Source organism: Flavobacterium anhuiense (assembly GCF_001705175.1).
Lineage (GTDB): Bacteria > Bacteroidota > Bacteroidia > Flavobacteriales > Flavobacteriaceae > Flavobacterium > Flavobacterium anhuiense.
The window spans coordinates 2,933,986-2,948,977 of sequence record NZ_CP016907.1; the positions used below are offsets into that span (position 1 = coordinate 2,933,986).

Genomic DNA, 14,992 nt, shown 5'->3' on the forward strand with positions numbered 1-14,992 from the left:
AAAATGAAAAAGAAATCTTTTTTAAATAGATATAGCCTGCTTTTTATGGCAGTGGCATTTTTGACTTTTGGATCTTGTCAGGACGATTTTACTGATAGACCTTCTGAAGATGGAATAAGTTTGGATTCGTATTACAGCACAGACGAGCAAGTGTCATCGGCAACAAATGGGATGTATAGCAGAACTTGGTTTCAAATGTATAATAAATTCTGGTGGGCGCTGGAAGTAGGATCTGGAAACATGTATTCTGGTTCTCCTGACGTGAGCGGATTAAGAACTTTCTCTTTAAACGGAAGCGATCCAGAACTAGTAAATGGTTGGTCATCTTTATGGGCAAACGTACAGCAGTCCAATATGATTATTAACTTTCTTGCGGCAAGAGTAGGACCAGGTGTTTCTCAAGATGTTTTGAATAATACTATTGGAGAAGCGTATTTTATGAGAGCTACTGCTTATTTTGATTTAGTGAGACTTTGGGGACCAGTGCCCATTATTGAAAATCCATTAGACTATACCAGTAATCCTTATGTAAATACAAATCCCGTTGAAGATATCTATAAACTAATTACATCTGATTATTTAAAGGCAATTGATTTATTGGTGGCAAAAAACAGAGGGGCTAATTATGCAAATAACGGACACGTTTCTAAAGGTTCTGCAAAAGCAATGCTGGCAAAAGTGTATTTGTATCAAAAAGACTATGCAAAAGCAAGAGCAATGGCAGAAGATGTTATCAATAGCGGTGAATTTAAACTTTTAGGAGGAGATCAGCTTCCTGGAAAAAGTTTTGGTGATTTGTTTACATATGCAAACAATAATAACGAAGAATCGATTTTTGCTCTTCAATGGAAAGGAGACGGAGCTTATGGATCTGCAAATAACTGTAATACACAATTCGGATTCCAAGATGGTACATTGTCAACCTCAAATGCATCTTATGCGGGAGTTTTTGGCCCGAGCCAAGAAGTTATGTTTTCTTTATATGATGCTGGAGATTTAAGAAAACATGAAACTGTAATGGTTGGCGGTGACACTTATCCAAATATTAAAACTACGCAAGGGATAGGATTTACAGTTCCATCAGGTAAAGATCTTGCTCAGGCGTCTGGAGGAGCAATTAAAAAATATTGTATTGGTGTAGTTAACGGAAATGTTACAGGTCAGGCAGATGCATGGGCAATGATGGATAATAATACGTATGTAATGCGTTATGCAGAATTGTTGTTAATTCATGCTGAAGCAGTTTTAGCTGGAGGAGCAAGCACTTCAGATGCATCAGCTTTAAGTTCAATAAATGCAGTAAGAAAGAGAGCAGGTTTAGCCGCTTTAACTTCAATTACTTTTGATGATATATTTTTAGAAAGAAGAAAAGAATTATGTTTTGAAGGAGATTATTGGTTTGATCTGGGGCGTATAGACAAAGCGAAAGCAATCGCTATTATGTCGGCACAAAATAGAGGAGACAGATATGGAGAGCGTTACTATACACCAGTTTATAGTGAAGATCACGCAACAAATGACTTTTATATGGACTATCCAGATAACGAAGTGGCTAAAAATCCTAAATTGTTACAGGCTCCAGTTCCGTATACTTTTAAATAATCCCTAAAAATTAGACTGATATGAAAAATATAAAAATAAAATACGTTTTGCCTTTCATTACAATGGCATTTATAGTGCTGGGCGTGTTTTCATCTTGCGACAATGATGACTCTTCTGGAAGTTCCGGAGCGCCAGTCATTACAAGTGTTGCAAAATCTGTTGAAGGTGATTTGGTTCCTGTTACAGTTGGAGATCCTAAAAATTATTATATTATTCAAGGAAAAGGACTTTCAGGTGTAACAAAAATCTACTTTAATGATTTTGATACTTATTTTAACCCTACACTAGTTACCGATACTGCAATTTTTGTTTTAATTGATGAAAAAACACCTTATGCAGATGCAAGCAATAAATTGAAATTGGTTACAAAACAAGGAACAGTTTTATACGATTTTGTTATAGCGCCTCCAACGCCTAAGTTTGGAAGTTATAACCCGATAAATGCAGCAGATGGTGATGTGGTTACCATTTTTGGAGATTATTTCCTTGATCCTATAGTTAAGGTTGGAACCACAGAGGCAGAGATAGTTTCTTCATCATTAACAGAGATTAAATTTAAAATGCCAGCAAATTCTGCAGATAAATATGTAAGTGTTACCAATATCTCAGGAACTACCACATCTGAAGAAGCAGTTGGATCAGCATTGTATGATGATGTTATTCAAGGTGATGCCGGACATTGGATGTGGAGCGGAAGTGATACTTTTGATACAAATTTTAAAGATGATGTAGTGCAGGGGCAAGCAGCGATTAAATTTGTTTTTGGCGGATGGAATGGAGCTGATATGAAATTTAATTCAAGAGATGTTTCTAAATACAAAGCCTTTAGAGTAAAAGTAAAAAGTGTTTCTACAAATGCAAATGCCAGTGTGATATTTGTTTTTGGCGGATGGGCTTATCAAATTAAAAAGCCATTAACGAACAAATGGACTACAATTGAGATTCCGTTTTCTGATATTGGAAATCCTGCAACATTTGATCAGCTGACGCTTCAGGAATCTGGAAGTTTTGGAGGAAATACCATTCTTATGGATGACATGGGATTTGTTTTAAAATAAAATCTTAGTATTGGTTTGAGTTTTGTTTCAAGTATTCCCTAATCTACTCAATTAGGGAATGCTTTTTTTAACACATTTAAATTTAATTTATGAAAAGAATAATTTTATTGTTTTCTCTGTGCTTTTCAGTTTTAAGTTTCAGTCAAGGCAACACGCATAAACAGCAAGCTGGAAAATTTGAAGGATTAGCAATGACACCTCCAATGGGATGGAATTCGTGGAATACCTTTGCGACCAATATTGATGAAAAATTAGTAAAAGAAACGGCCGATATTATGGTTTCTTCTGGTTTGGCTGCAGCGGGTTATAACTATATTGTCTTAGATGATGGCTGGATGACTCACGAGCGTGATGCAAACGGTGATTTAGTGCCGGATCCAGAAAAATTTCCAAGCGGAATGAAAGCGCTTATAGATTATGTTCATAATAAAGGCCTGAAATTCGGTTTATATAATTGTGCAGGAACAAAAACATGTGCGGGTTATCCAGGAACAAGAGGCTATGAATATCAAGATGCTAGATTTTATGCAAAACTCGGAATCGATTTTTTAAAATACGATTGGTGCAATACAGAAGGTATTACAGCAAAAGAAGCTTATACAACAATGAGCAATGCATTAAAAACTGCTGGGAGGCCAATTGTTTTTAGCCTTTGCGAATGGGGAGACAATCAGCCATGGGAATGGGGAAAACCAGTTGGAAACCTTTGGAGAATATCAGGAGATATTTATCCATGCTTTGACTGCGAATTCAAGCATCCAGAAAATTGGTCGTCTTGGGGATTCATGAAAATTGCCGATATGAGAAAAGATATCCGTAAATATTCTGGTCCCGATCATTGGAATGATTTTGATATGATGGAAGTTGGAAACGAAATGAATGATACCGAAGATAAAACGCATTTTGCAATGTGGTGCATGCTTTCGTCTCCTTTATTTACGGGTAATGATTACAGAAAAATGTCAAAAGAGACTTTGTCAATTTTGACCAATAAAGAGCTTTTGGCAGTAAATCAAGATAAACTTGGAATTCAAGGATTTAAATATGCTATTTTAGATGGGGTAGAAGTATGGGTTAAGCCGCTTTCAGATAACACTTGGGCAATGAGTTTTGTAAACAGAACTGAAACTTCAAAAAAAATTAATTTTGATTGGAAGAAAAACAATATCAAAGATGCTGATTTTGGTTATGAAGCAGATTTTAATAAAACAATCTTTAAAATAAAAGACCTTTGGAAAAACAAAGAAATCGGAAACACAAAAAAAGCTTTCAATGCTGAAATCGCTCCACATGATGTTGTTACCTTAAAACTAATTCCTTAAATCAATACATTATGAAATCAAAGTTTTGGTATGCCACCTTTTTGCTTTTGCTGTTTGTAAATGTTTCAAAAGCGCAATTTGTAAAAAAGCACGGCCAGTTAAGCGTCTTCGGAACTCAGCTAGTAGATAAAGATAACAATCCGATTGTCCTTCGTGGATTAAGTTTTGGGTGGCATAGCATGTGGCCAAGATTTTATAATGAAAAAGCAGTAAGCTGGTTAAAAAAAGATTTTAATTGTAATGTAGTTCGTGCCGCCATGGGAATCGAACTGGGTGATTACTCATATATAAAGGATCCACAGTTTTCTAAAGAGAAAATAGAAACGGTTGTAAATGGAGCTATAAAATCTGACATCTATGTCATTATAGATTGGCACAGCCATAATGTAAATCTGAGAGAAGCTAAACAGTTTTTTGAAGAAATGTCAAAAAAGTATGCCAAGTATCCTAATATTATATATGAGATATTTAACGAACCAGATTATGAAACTTGGTGGGAAGTAAAAAATTATGCAGAAGAAATAATTCAAGTAATTCGTGAAAACGATCCTAATAATATTATTCTTGTCGGCTGTCCACATTGGGATCAGGATATCGATCTTCCAGCCGAAGATCCAATAAGAGGTTATACTAATATAATGTATACTATGCATTTTTATGCGGCAACGCATGGCAAAGAATTGAGAGATAGAACAGATTTGGCTATTAAGAGAGGTTTACCAGTGTTTATTTCTGAATCTGCTGGGATGGAAGCGTCTGGAGATGGGCCTCTCAATTATAAAGCTTGGCAAGAATATATAGATTGGATGGAGTCTAAAAAACTAAGCTGGATTACTTGGTCAGTATCAGATAAGGATGAAACTTGTTCTATTCTAAAAAAATCCGCTAAATCTGATGGAAAATGGAGAGATGAAGATTTGAAAGATTCAGGAATTAAAGTCCGTGAATATTTAAGAAAATATAATAAAGAAGAATAGATCATTTAAGCCATTTATATAAAAGCCTGTTCATTTAAACGAACGGGCTTTTTTTTGGTTTTTCTATAGAGTAAAATCGCCCCCTAATCTTATGTAGAGAAGCATTTTGGAAGGATTAAATTTGTAGGAATTTATTCTTGATAAAAAATATCTTTGTTTTGATTTTTCTATAGGTTCTGTATTTCTTTGTTTTTTATAATTTTAAATTTACCCCATGTTTTTTATGGGGTGTTTTTGTTTTTAAATGTTTTAAATGATGTTTTTAGTCTAATTTTTGTAGTAATTTTTACTTTTACCCATGTGAAAATAGTGAAATTGGTCTAAAATGTGTTATTGAATTTTCAAAAACAATTATCTATAAATATCAAATCACGATTATTGGCGACTTAATTTTTGTAATCCATAATTCTTCGTCTAAAACGTCAAAAAAGCCCTTTTGAATTATTCTACTCATGCAAAAGTTAATAAATTCGCTAATGAAAATGATGATGATTTGAAGGCGCATGAAAGGTTTTAGAAATGACTTATACTATTAAATAGATATATAAAAGATTAACTAACCAGAATCAATTAATAACTAAAAACCAATTTAAAACATGAAAAAAGCATTTCACATTTTAGCCGCGATGTTAACTAGTTCTTTTGCCTTTGCCCAAGAAGAGGAAGCAGCAGCTCCGCCAGCAACCACATGGGGAGGTTCTGCAGATGCGTACTATAAATATGATTTTTCAAAACAAATGAATGGATTAACGAGCTTTACCAACTCACAGAATTCATTTGAATTAGGAATGGCATCGATCGAAGCGGGCCATACTTTTGGAAAAGCTTCTGTGTTTGTAGACTTAGGTTTCGGAAAAAGAGCAGCAGAATTTTCATATAACGAAACACCAGATAAAGATGCAAGTGCAAAATTTTTAATTAAACAATTATACTTTACGTACAATTTGACCGATAAATTTAAAGTAGTAGCGGGTAGTTTCGGAACCCATATCGGTTATGAAGTATTAGATGCGGTAGATAATAAAAACTACAGTATGTCTTATGCGTTTTCTTATGGACCGTTTTTCAATACGGGGGTAAAAGCACAATATACTTCTGGCAAATTTACAGCCATGTTAGGATTAACCAACCCAACAGACTTTAAATCGGCTATGGATGCAGGCTCTTACCAAAAAACGTTCATAGGGCAAGTAGGATATATAGGAGATACAGGAAGTGCGTATTTGAATTTTACAACAGGAAGCACTAACCCAATACCAGGAAGTACAATTCCAGTTTCTGACGAAAATAAAACGCAGTTTGATTTAACAGCTTCTAAAGCAATTTCAGATAGTTTTTCACTTGGATTAAATGCAACTTATGCTAAAACGACAAATGATTTTGACAGTAATTTAGATGGAGATTGGTTTTCATTAGTAGGATATGCTACTTATTCTTTCAATCCGGCCTTGCTTTTAGCTTACAGAATGGAATATTTTGATGCTAAAGATGCAGCTCCAAGTTTAGGGACTTTGGCAGGATCAAGTGTATTTGCTAACACAGTTTCTTTAAACTACAAAGTTGGAAAACTAACTATAATTCCTGAGCTTAGATACGATGCAGCATCTGAAGATATATTTTTAGATAAAGATGCATTGCCAACTGGCGGAAGCTTCTTTGCTCTAATTGCAACAACATACTCTTTCTAGAGATAAAGATTGATATTTTTTTTTTTTTTGGAGCTGTCGAAACATTCTAATGTTTTGGCAGCTTTTTTATTTGTTTCAGGTTTCAAGTTTCAGGTTTCAGGTTTGAAGTTTGAAGTTTGAAGTTTGAAGTTTGAAGTTTGAAGTTGAACAGGCAATAATTATTCCGTAGGAATGTTTGTCGGTAGAATTGAATTGATTGCTGCGGGGTTACACGTTCCGTAGGAACGGTTGATTGGTAGTCGAAAACAAGAAATCTTCTATAATAAACAATAAAAAAAGCGTTTCTGTATTTTTTACAGAAACGCTTTTTTTTTTATTTAACTGTTGAGGTTTTATTGAACCTGTTTTTTATAAATCGAATAAATCGTATCGATTGTTTTTCTGTCTAAAACTGAAGTTGCATCAGTTTGAATATAATGCAGTTTAAATGCCTGAATCGCTGCGGTTAGATTTTTAGTGTTGTAACCGATAATTCTTAATGCTGGTTCAATTTTAAAATCAAAAGGAGCTGGTTCTAAGACTTCGTCTGGCCAGATTCCGAATCCTTTTTCAGCTAAGGTCTTCCAAGGAAATAAAGCACTTGGATCTTGTTTTCTTCCAGGCGCAATATCGGCATGGCCTAAAAAGTTTTGTGTCGGAATATTGTAGTCCTTTTTTAACTTGGTTAATAAAGCCACCAGGCTACTGATTTGAGCTTCGGTAAACGGTTTGAAACCGTTATTGTCTAACTCAATACCGATAGAGCAAGAGTTTAAATCTGTCGTTTTTCCCCAAGTAGAATTTCCAGCATGCCAAGCTCTTAAATAATCATTCAGCATTTGCACTACTTTTCCGTTTTCAGAAATGATATAGTGTGCGCTTACTTGAGTCTTGGTTTTTGTAAACGTATTAATTGTTTGCTGAAGAGAATCTTGAGCAGTATGATGGATAATAACAAAACTTGGCTTTCTTAAATTGAAATTTACTGTACCAATCCATTCGGTGTTAATTCCGTTTTGTAAATAAGTAGAGTTTGTTTTTGATAATGTATCTTTTATAATTCTAAGCTGCTGTGCATACGAAGTGTCAATCACAACAGGCGAGACTGCTGGAATTGGTTTGGCTTCTTTGCTTGTAATCTGGTTTTCTAAATTTTTCAGCTGCTGATCGTAAGCTTTTTCAGTATTCTTGTACGGATTTGTAGAACAAGCACTGACAATAACAGCTAAAATCAGATAACAAAAATGTTTTTTTGTCATAATACGTTGTTTTATAGGTTAAAAACGATTATTCTGATATTTTCGTATCTGTGTCTTTTGCTTCTTTTGAGTCTTCTTTAGAATCTTTATCTTTTTTCTTTTTAGATTTTGATTTTTTCATGTCTTTAAAAGTATCCATGAAAGTCTTATATTTTTCAATTTGATCAGGATTTAAAAAAGCGCTGATTTTTTTATCAGTACTTTCTTTTAAAGCTTTAATCTGCTCAATTTTCTGATCTTGACTGCTGCTTTCGTTTTTCAGCAAAATACCTTGCTCTCTAATGCTTTCAGCTAAAACATTTGAAATTGCAATTGCCTGAAGCTCATCTAGATTTACTTGCGGTTTCATTTGTTCGATAATAATCGCAGCAATTTCTTCAGGTGGTGTTTCTTTTGGTTTGCTTTGCGTGCCTTGAGACGGACCAGCCATCATGCTTCTGTCCATACCCATTCCGCCACCTCTTCCGTAACCGCCATAGCCGTTGCCATAACCGTAACCATTATTGTATCCACCATATTGAGCAGATATAGTGTTGAAACAGAATAAAGTAAAAACGAAAACGATTAGGTTAAGAGTAGATTTCATAAAAGTATTTGTCTAAAATTTGCAATAGCGCAGTGTAAATTTAAGCAGGTTCTCCGTATAAATCAAATTCTGTCGCTTCAATTATCTTGATATTAACAAATTCGCCAGTTTTTACGTAATGCTTAGAAGCATCAATAAGAACTTCATTGTCAACATCTGGACTGTCAAATTCTGTACGACCAACAAAATGAGCACCTTCTTTTCTGTCAATGATGCATCTAAATACTTTGCCAACTTTCTCTTGATTCAAATCCCAAGAAATTTGAGATTGCAGTTCCATAATTTCGTTTGCTCTAGCTTGTTTTACATCATCTGGAACATCATCTTCTAATGAGTAAGCATGAGTGTTTTCTTCATGAGAATAAGCAAAACATCCCATTCTGTCAAATTTCATCTCTTGAACAAAATCTTTCAAAATTTCAAAATCTTCCTGAGTTTCGCCAGGGTAACCAACAATAAGAGTAGTTCTAATTGCCATTCCTGGAACCGCAGCGCGGAAATCTTTTAATAACTGAGTTGTTTTGGCTTGAGTTGTACCACGGCGCATTGATTTCAAAATAGAATCAGAAATGTGTTGCAACGGAATATCAATATAATTACAGATTTTTGGTTCGCGTTTCATTACTTCTAAAACATCCATAGGGAAACCAGTAGGGAAAGCATAGTGTAAACGAATCCATTCAATTCCTTCTACTTTTACCAATGCCTCAAGTAATTCAGCAAGATTTCTTTTTTTATAGAGATCAAGTCCGTAATAAGTCAAGTCTTGAGCAATTAAGATTAATTCTTTAACTCCATTTTTGGCTAAACCTTCAGCTTCTTTAACCAATTTTTCAATTGGCTGAGAAACATGAGAACCTCTCATCAATGGTATTGCGCAAAAACTGCATGGTCTATCACAACCTTCTGCGATTTTCAAATAAGCGTAATTTTTCGGAGTTGTAGTTAAACGCTCTCCAAGTAATTCGTGTTTATAGTCGGCTCCAAGCGCTTTTAATAGTTGAGGTAATTCAGTAGTTCCAAAATATTGGTCAACGTTCGGAATTTCTTTTTCTAAATCTGGTCTGTAACGTTCAGACAAACATCCTGTTACAAAAACTTTGTCAACAAGTCCTTTATCTTTTTTATCTGCATATTCCAAAATCATATTTACCGATTCTGCTTTAGCATTATCAATAAATCCGCAAGTATTGATTACAATAATGTTTCCTTCTTTTTCTGCAGGAGCTTCATGTTCAACTTCTTTTCCATTCGCGCGAAGTTGCCCCATTAGGACTTCACTATCATAAACATTTTTTGAACACCCAAGAGTGATTACGTTAATTTTGTTCTTTTTTAAAGACTTGGTTCTCATACTTTTATAAATTGGAGTGCAAAATTACACTTTTTTTATTCAAACTACGCTAGTTTGCAGTTTGTTTTAGCTGTTTTTTATGAAGTTAACTAGTTTGGTTGCTTGTGTTTTTTGATTTGAATTAAAATTAAAGGCTTCTTTTAATGGATAAAAAAAATCCGCCAAGGAAAACCTGACGGAAATTTCAATCATCTATTTTGATTTTTAATTACAATTCAAATAATAAGGTCATAGTGACATTGTTTAATTTCGAGGTAATGTTAGCTCCATCAGTGAATCCTCTTGTGAAGAAACCTTGATTTGAATCTCTTTCTAAATAAGAATAAGCCAAGTCTAGTTTTGTAGATCCGAAATTATAGCCCAAACCAACAGAATAACTGTTTAATTCGCCAACTGTAATTCCGTTTTTATAAGGGCTGCCTTCATAACGGTATCCGCCTCTTAAACTTAATTGTTTGATTTTGTATTCAGCTCCTATACGAAGTTCGCCAGCGCTAGTTAGAGTGTTGTCTATTTCATTGTTAATACCGCCAAAGCCAGCGTTAGTTGGTTTGAATTTGGCATTTCCATAGTTTCTGATGCCATAATCAATGCTTAATAAGCCAGATTTGCCAAATATGTAAGCAGCGCTAAAAGTCCATCTGTCAGGTGTTTGTAAAGTGTAAGACTCATATACATTTACAACATTTGGATTTACATTGGCATTGATAATTGGTCCACCTGCAGCTTGTCTTGTTGTGTATAAACTTTGTGAAAGCTCGTCATACAATTCATACCAAGTATTAGATTCGTATGCTATCCCAAGTCTAAAAGCCTCAGTGACTTTTCCTATTGCTCCAAGTTGGAAAGAAAATCCGTTCCCATAAGTATATAAGTCATTATTAAATCTTATGCTAGATATTGTTTCGTTTGATGTGAGTAGACCATTGTTTGTTTCGTAAAAACTTGTCGATCTTCTATAATCGGTGATATGAACATTTAAATTTGCTCCTAAATATAGTCGATCTTTGTATGATGTAGCAATATTGAAACTTACTTTGCTGTTATATCCTCTTGAGTAAATGTCGTTAGTCTGGTAATAGTTGGTGTTATTGCCTTTAGGGACGTTCGTTGAATAAGGGCTATTAGGATTGTTTACGTCATCAATGTTCACAATATATCCTTGATATCCTAATAGGGCTTGTTGTGCAGAAAAACCACTTAAGTTCGGGTATTGCCCATTTGGGAAATTAGACCCTAGATAATGGTATAAATCAGAAACCGTTTCGTTGCCTTGGGTATTAACAAGTTCGTGAGGAACAGGAGTGCCCCCATTGCTGTAATTTGCATAATCTAAGAAATATGCATCAACAGAATTCGTAGGATTCGTTCCTGCAGAAAAAACTTCATTGTTGAAATTATTTGTATTTTCGTAAGTTGCCCCAATTGCAATTTTACTCCATCCAACTCTTGGATCGTGGTTTTTAAAAACAAAAACACCGCCAGCTTGATTCAGTATAAAAGAGTTTTCCTTGTCTGAAGTCTGAGTGCCAAAGTAGTTAGAGTTGTTTTTAATATTCTGATTGCTAAATGATACTCCAACTTGATTGCTATTAAAGATCGCTGATCCGGCAGGGTTGACACTTAAGGAAGAAATGTCTCCTCCAACAGCTCCAAAAGCACCGCTCATGGCTCTGTAGCGTGCAGTTCCGGTAAGGTTTTCTTGTGAATAACGTAGAGCATCTGAAACTTCTTGAGAATATGACGCGCAGGCAGTTAGTCCCGTTATAAATAGGAAAAATATTTTTTTCATTTTGATAAGTTTTAGTTCGAATGTAAGTGTGCTGAGGAAAATTATCTTCTTCCTCCGCCACCGCCGCCAGATCTCATTCCGCCACCGCCGCCACCGCCGCTGTATGATCTAGAAGCACCACCGCCTCCCATGCTAGGAGAGTAGCTTCTTGACGAGCTACTATTGCTTGGTGTATAACTTCTAGAAGAGCCGTTATTGTAGTTAGGCGTATAGCTTCTGTTTGTTGTGGTATTTCCGCTATTGTTGTAAGATCTTCTGTTAGTGTAGTTATAATTAGAACCGTTGTTATATGTTCCTCTATTAGTAAATGTAGGACTTGTAGTTCCTCTGTTTAAAGTAGAGGTTCTTCTGAAGTCAGTATAGCTGTTTGATCTATTTGTGGTGTAATTTCTGTTTGTTGTGTAATCTCCTCTATTAGTAGAGTATCCTCTATTAGTGGTGTAGTTTCTATTGGTTGTGTAGCCTCTGTTAGTGCTATAATTTCTATTGTAAGCATAGCTTCTGTCTCCATAATAAGCTGCAGAACCTCTTCTTCCATAGTTATAAGAGTAGTTATATCCATAGCCATAATATGGGTATCCCCATCCTGGATAACCCCATCCAGGGTAGTAGCCCCATCCTGGATATCCCCATCCATAATAAGGGTAACCCCATCCCCAATAACCACCATATCCCCATCCGTAATAAGGATATCCCCATCCAAATCCAAATGACCATGTAGGGGTAGTGTAGAAGTTTACAGAAACGTCAGAACTGCTGCTTCCCCATGCAGGATAAGCTACAGAAGCAGTTTGAGTGCTGTCAGAATAATTAGTATAATTGTCAACGTCAGTGAATATTTCAGTTGGCTGATTGTCGTCTTGTAATGATCTGAAATATTCCTTGTATTGGTTGTTTGTTCCATTTGCTACATATTTAACAGATGAACCACCATAAACGCCATCGTTATCGTAATAAGAGGAGTTTTGGTAGGAACCACATGATGCTAGCAGTAAACTCAGTAATCCAATTAAGTAAAAATGATTAGAGTTTTGGCGGAGTGAAAGGTAAGTTTTCATATCTGTGGTGTTTTTTATTGTTGCACATTACAAAATTAGTTAGTTTTGTCAAACTATTTAGTTAAAATTATTTAAAACAAAATTTGTGCCAAAAAATATAATATGAGTAAGAACCTTACTACAAGATCAGAAGATTATTCGAAATGGTATAACGAACTGGTTGTAAAGGCAGATCTAGCTGAAAATTCAGGAGTTAGAGGATGTATGGTAATCAAGCCATACGGATATGCTATTTGGGAAAAAATGCAAGCCGAGTTAGATCGCATGTTCAAAGAAACTGGACATCAAAATGCGTATTTCCCTTTGTTTGTGCCGAAAAGCATGTTTGAAGCGGAGGAGAAAAATGCTGAGGGATTTGCAAAAGAATGTGCTGTTGTAACGCACTATAGATTAAAAAATGATGAGGAAAGACCAGGTAAATTAATGGTTGATCCCAATGCAAGATTAGAGGAGGAGCTTATCGTTCGTCCAACAAGTGAAGCTATTATTTGGTCTACATATAAAGGATGGGTACAGTCGTATAGAGATTTGCCTTTGTTAATTAATCAATGGGCAAATGTGGTTCGTTGGGAAATGCGTACGCGTTTGTTCTTGAGAACTGCTGAGTTTTTGTGGCAAGAAGGGCATACCGCTCACGCTACAAAAGAAGAAGCATTGGAAGAGTCTGAAAAAATGATGAATGTTTATGCTGAATTTGCTGAAAACTTTATGGCAATTCCAGTTGTAAAAGGTTTTAAAACTGAAACAGAGCGTTTTGCTGGAGCGGATGAAACATATTGTATCGAAGCATTAATGCAAGACGGAAAAGCATTGCAGGCTGGTACGTCTCATTTCTTAGGGCAAAATTTTGCAAAAGCATTTGATGTTAAGTTTGCTAATGCTGAAGGAAAGCAAGAGCATGTTTGGGGAACTTCTTGGGGAGTATCTACTCGTTTGATGGGGGCGCTAATTATGACACATTCTGATGACCAAGGATTGGTATTGCCTCCGAATTTGGCTCCGATTCAAGTGGTTATTGTTCCTATATATAAGACAGATGAACAACTGGCTCAAATTACGGAAGCAGTTAAGGACTTGACGGCTAAATTGAGAAAATTAAGAATCACGGTTAAATTCGATGACAGAACAACTCAAAAACCAGGATTTAAATTTGCAGAGTGGGAATTGAAAGGAGTTCCTGTTCGAATTGCAGTTGGTCCAAAAGATTTAGAAAACGGAACTTTTGAAGTGGCAAGACGCGATAATTTGACAAAAGAAGTTGTTGCTAGCGAAAAAATCGTTGAACATGTTAATGATCTTCTAGAACAGATTCAGAGGGACTTATTTACAAAAGCATTAGATTATCGTAACACTCATATTACGGAAGTGAATAGTTTTGAGGAATTTAAAGAAGTTTTAGAAGGAAAAGGAGGCTTTTTATCTGCTCATTGGGATGGAACCGCTGAGACAGAAGAAAAGATAAAAGAATTGACAAAAGCGACGATTCGTTGCATTCCTTTGGACGCTGTTGAAGAGGCGGGAACCTGTGTGTTTACTGGGAAACCTTCTTCTAAAAGAGTGCTTTTTGCTAAGGCATATTAAAAAAAGATATATTTTTTTGCATTAGGTGTTGCGCAAATAAAAAATAGATGTATCTTTGCATCCGCAATACAGAAGCACGGTCCGTTCGTCTATCGGTTAGGACGCCAGGTTTTCATCCTGGTAAGGGGGGTTCGATTCCCCCACGGACTACAAGTTATATTACATATTGAAAAGTTTCCAACTTAGGAGAATTGAGGTCCGTTCGTCTAGGGGTTAGGACGCCAGGTTTTCATCCTGGTAACAGGGGTTCGATTCCCCTACGGACTACAAAATTAGTTGTAAATAAGTTTTGTAAAACAAAAATTGGTGTCTCGGTTTTTGTTTTATTAGTTAAAACCAAAGTGATTGCATAGCAATTGTGGGAGGTTTTTCTTTTTTAACTAGTATTTATAATAATTATTACATCTAAAATTAAAAGAAAATGGCAAATCATAAGTCAGCATTAAAAAGAATCAGAAGTAACGAAAAGAGAAGAGTTCTTAACAGATATCAACATAAAACTACTCGTAATGCTATTAAAGCATTAAGATTAGCTACTGATAAATCTGATGCTGCTGCTAAATTATCTACTGTAATCTCTATGATTGATAAATTAGCTAAAAAGAACATCATTCATGATAATAAAGCTTCTAACTTGAAGTCTAAATTAACTAAACATGTTGCTAAATTGTAATTAAAACAATTTACTAAAGATATAAAAAGTCCTCTTTTAGAGGACTTTTTTGTTTTAACCCGA

The 14,992-nt window shown here is 35.2% G+C and carries 12 protein-coding genes and 2 tRNA genes; 9 read left to right on the forward strand and 5 right to left on the reverse strand.

Translation table 11 applies throughout. The annotated features are described in order from the left end of the window. The first annotated feature begins 3 nt into the window (after positions 1-3). From BB050_RS12900 to BB050_RS12920, 5 genes are all read left to right on the forward strand, one after another. Positions 4-1,602 (forward strand): RagB/SusD family nutrient uptake outer membrane protein, encoded by a 1,599-nt coding sequence (locus BB050_RS12900; RefSeq protein ID WP_008468134.1) that lies wholly within the window; start codon positions 4-6, stop codon positions 1,600-1,602. Positions 1,603-1,622: 20 nt separating this feature from the next. Further along, positions 1,623-2,660: an IPT/TIG domain-containing protein gene (locus BB050_RS12905; protein WP_066033816.1), complete on the forward strand. Its 1,038-nt coding sequence runs from the start codon at positions 1,623-1,625 to the stop codon at positions 2,658-2,660. An 89-nt stretch (positions 2,661-2,749) separates the two neighbouring features. Beyond that, complete coding sequence (locus tag BB050_RS12910) at positions 2,750-3,982, forward strand: glycoside hydrolase family 27 protein (RefSeq protein WP_066033817.1); 1,233 nt, start codon at positions 2,750-2,752, stop codon at positions 3,980-3,982. An 11-nt stretch (positions 3,983-3,993) separates the two neighbouring features. Then, the gene (locus BB050_RS12915) at positions 3,994-4,959 is read left to right on the forward strand and encodes a glycoside hydrolase family 5 protein (protein ID WP_008468143.1); all 966 of its coding nucleotides are present in this window, start codon (positions 3,994-3,996) and stop codon (positions 4,957-4,959) included. 596 nt (positions 4,960-5,555) lie between these two features. Beyond that, the gene (locus BB050_RS12920) at positions 5,556-6,647 is read left to right on the forward strand and encodes an outer membrane beta-barrel protein (RefSeq protein WP_066033818.1); all 1,092 of its coding nucleotides are present in this window, start codon (positions 5,556-5,558) and stop codon (positions 6,645-6,647) included. A gap of 332 nt (positions 6,648-6,979) precedes the next feature. Here the strand turns inward: BB050_RS12920 and BB050_RS12925 are convergent, their stop codons facing one another. The 5 genes from BB050_RS12925 to BB050_RS21975 all read right to left on the reverse strand — a co-directional run bounded on the left by BB050_RS12925 (position 6,980) and on the right by BB050_RS21975 (position 12,675). Beyond that, on the reverse strand, positions 6,980-7,885 hold the full coding sequence (locus tag BB050_RS12925) for an N-acetylmuramoyl-L-alanine amidase (protein ID WP_008468146.1): 906 nt from the start codon (positions 7,883-7,885) through the stop codon (positions 6,980-6,982). 28 nt (positions 7,886-7,913) lie between these two features. Continuing rightward, a complete protein-coding gene (locus BB050_RS12930) occupies positions 7,914-8,471 on the reverse strand; it encodes a hypothetical protein (protein WP_066033819.1) in 558 nt (185 codons plus the stop codon). A gap of 40 nt (positions 8,472-8,511) precedes the next feature. Continuing rightward, positions 8,512-9,825: a 30S ribosomal protein S12 methylthiotransferase RimO gene (gene rimO, locus BB050_RS12935; RefSeq protein ID WP_066033820.1), complete on the reverse strand. Its 1,314-nt coding sequence runs from the start codon at positions 9,823-9,825 to the stop codon at positions 8,512-8,514. A gap of 208 nt (positions 9,826-10,033) precedes the next feature. Next, positions 10,034-11,617 carry an OmpP1/FadL family transporter gene (locus tag BB050_RS12940; protein WP_066033821.1) on the reverse strand — a complete coding sequence of 528 codons (1,584 nt, stop codon included), beginning with the start codon at positions 11,615-11,617 and terminating at the stop codon, positions 10,034-10,036. A 41-nt stretch (positions 11,618-11,658) separates the two neighbouring features. Continuing rightward, positions 11,659-12,675, reverse strand: a complete 1,017-nt coding sequence (locus BB050_RS21975) for a hypothetical protein (RefSeq protein WP_066033822.1) — start codon at positions 12,673-12,675, stop codon at positions 11,659-11,661. A 102-nt stretch (positions 12,676-12,777) separates the two neighbouring features. Between BB050_RS21975 and proS the strand changes: the two genes are divergently transcribed. The 4 genes from proS to rpsT all read left to right on the forward strand — a co-directional run bounded on the left by proS (position 12,778) and on the right by rpsT (position 14,929). Beyond that, entirely contained in the window at positions 12,778-14,256 is a 1,479-nt protein-coding gene (gene proS / locus BB050_RS12950) for a proline--tRNA ligase (RefSeq protein ID WP_066033823.1), read from the forward strand. Positions 14,257-14,334: 78 nt separating this feature from the next. Further along, positions 14,335-14,406: transfer RNA gene (locus tag BB050_RS12955), tRNA-Glu, on the forward strand. A 45-nt stretch (positions 14,407-14,451) separates the two neighbouring features. Continuing rightward, positions 14,452-14,523, forward strand: a tRNA-Glu gene (locus BB050_RS12960). A 154-nt stretch (positions 14,524-14,677) separates the two neighbouring features. After that, complete coding sequence (gene rpsT / locus BB050_RS12965; RefSeq protein ID WP_012026903.1) at positions 14,678-14,929, forward strand: 30S ribosomal protein S20; 252 nt, start codon at positions 14,678-14,680, stop codon at positions 14,927-14,929. Positions 14,930-14,992 lie beyond the last annotated feature (63 nt).

Bases quoted from the DNA above. Each gene is read 5' to 3' on its own strand.
- BB050_RS12900 (WP_008468134.1), top strand. From the start codon at position 4: ATGAAAAAGAAATCTTTTTTAAATAGATATAGCCTGCTTTTTATGGCA.
- BB050_RS12905 (WP_066033816.1), top strand. From the start codon at position 1,623: ATGAAAAATATAAAAATAAAATACGTTTTGCCTTTCATTACAATGGCA.
- BB050_RS12910 (WP_066033817.1), top strand. From the start codon at position 2,750: ATGAAAAGAATAATTTTATTGTTTTCTCTGTGCTTTTCAGTTTTAAGT.
- BB050_RS12915 (WP_008468143.1), top strand. From the start codon at position 3,994: ATGAAATCAAAGTTTTGGTATGCCACCTTTTTGCTTTTGCTGTTTGTA.
- BB050_RS12920 (WP_066033818.1), top strand. From the start codon at position 5,556: ATGAAAAAAGCATTTCACATTTTAGCCGCGATGTTAACTAGTTCTTTT.
- BB050_RS12925 (WP_008468146.1), bottom strand. From the start codon at position 7,885: ATGACAAAAAAACATTTTTGTTATCTGATTTTAGCTGTTATTGTCAGT.
- BB050_RS12930 (WP_066033819.1), bottom strand. From the start codon at position 8,471: ATGAAATCTACTCTTAACCTAATCGTTTTCGTTTTTACTTTATTCTGT.
- rimO (WP_066033820.1), bottom strand. From the start codon at position 9,825: ATGAGAACCAAGTCTTTAAAAAAGAACAAAATTAACGTAATCACTCTT.
- BB050_RS12940 (WP_066033821.1), bottom strand. From the start codon at position 11,617: ATGAAAAAAATATTTTTCCTATTTATAACGGGACTAACTGCCTGCGCG.
- BB050_RS21975 (WP_066033822.1), bottom strand. From the start codon at position 12,675: ATGAAAACTTACCTTTCACTCCGCCAAAACTCTAATCATTTTTACTTA.
- proS (WP_066033823.1), top strand. From the start codon at position 12,778: ATGAGTAAGAACCTTACTACAAGATCAGAAGATTATTCGAAATGGTAT.
- rpsT (WP_012026903.1), top strand. From the start codon at position 14,678: ATGGCAAATCATAAGTCAGCATTAAAAAGAATCAGAAGTAACGAAAAG.